The sequence below is a fragment of the Flavobacterium nitrogenifigens genome, from assembly GCF_003254565.1.
GTDB lineage: Bacteria > Bacteroidota > Bacteroidia > Flavobacteriales > Flavobacteriaceae > Flavobacterium > Flavobacterium nitrogenifigens.
In genome coordinates this window covers 1-949 of the sequence record NZ_QJRI01000123.1, presented here as the reverse complement: position 1 = coordinate 949, position 949 = coordinate 1, and the positions used below count along the sequence as shown (strand labels likewise).

Sequence of the window (949 nt, the reverse complement as noted above, 5' to 3'; positions counted from 1 at the left end):
TTTAGTTGTTAATATTAATTCTAATTCTTGTTTCCATTTCTTATAAGCGGCTTCGTAAGGTTCTTTGTTATGAAGCGGCAAAAACGTCATTACATGGTCGTTATCGCTTACATTAGCCCCAAACTTGCTATAATCGCCATCTTTTAAGCCAACCGCTCTTGCCGCGCCAACCGCTCCTGTTGTGTTGTAAATCTCGATTTCGTGGCCAATTAAAGTCGCCACAGTATTGGAGAAAATCTCAGAGCGGAAAAGATTATCATTTCCAGCTCTTATGACGTTAATAGCTGCATTATCATCTTTTAAGCATTCCATTCCGTAGACAAACGAAAAAGCGATTCCTTCAAGAGAAGCTCTAAATAAATGTGCGCTATTATGAATATTCAGGTTGAGGTTTAAGAAATGCGTACCAATTGTTTTGTTGTTGAACATACGCTCAGCACCATTTCCAAACGGAATCACAACTACTCCTTCTGATCCAATTTCAATATTCGAAGCTTTTTCATTCATTGCCTCGTAACTTTCGTTCCCCATATTATTGCGAAGCCATCTGTACTGAATTCCAGCTCCGTTAATATTTAAAAGTTTACCCACTCGTGGCGTTTCCAGTTCGTAGTTTACATGGACGAAATTGTTTACTCTAGTGCTTTTTCCAGAAGACATTTCGCTTACTGCATAAAACACTCCCGAAGTTCCACCCGTAGCCGCCACTTCTCCTGGATTCAATACATTTAACGACAACGCATTATTTGGCTGATCTCCTGCTCTATACACAATAGGAATTCCCGCAGGAAGACCAGACTCTGCTGAAGCCTTTTCAGTAACAACTCCCTGATTTGTAAAATTCTCTACAATTTTTGGAGTCATAGACTGGTCGATTCCGTAGTAATCCAAAAGCCAATCGGCTACTTTATTTTCTTTATAATCCCAAAGCATTCCTTCAGACAAACCG

At 39.7% G+C, this 949-nt stretch carries 1 protein-coding gene; it reads right to left on the bottom strand.

Going from position 1 to position 949, the window contains the following annotated elements; translation table 11 throughout:
- Positions 1-949, bottom strand: a 949-nt coding sequence (locus DM397_RS00555; RefSeq protein WP_262510667.1) for an FGGY-family carbohydrate kinase, incomplete at both ends; no start/stop codon positions are given.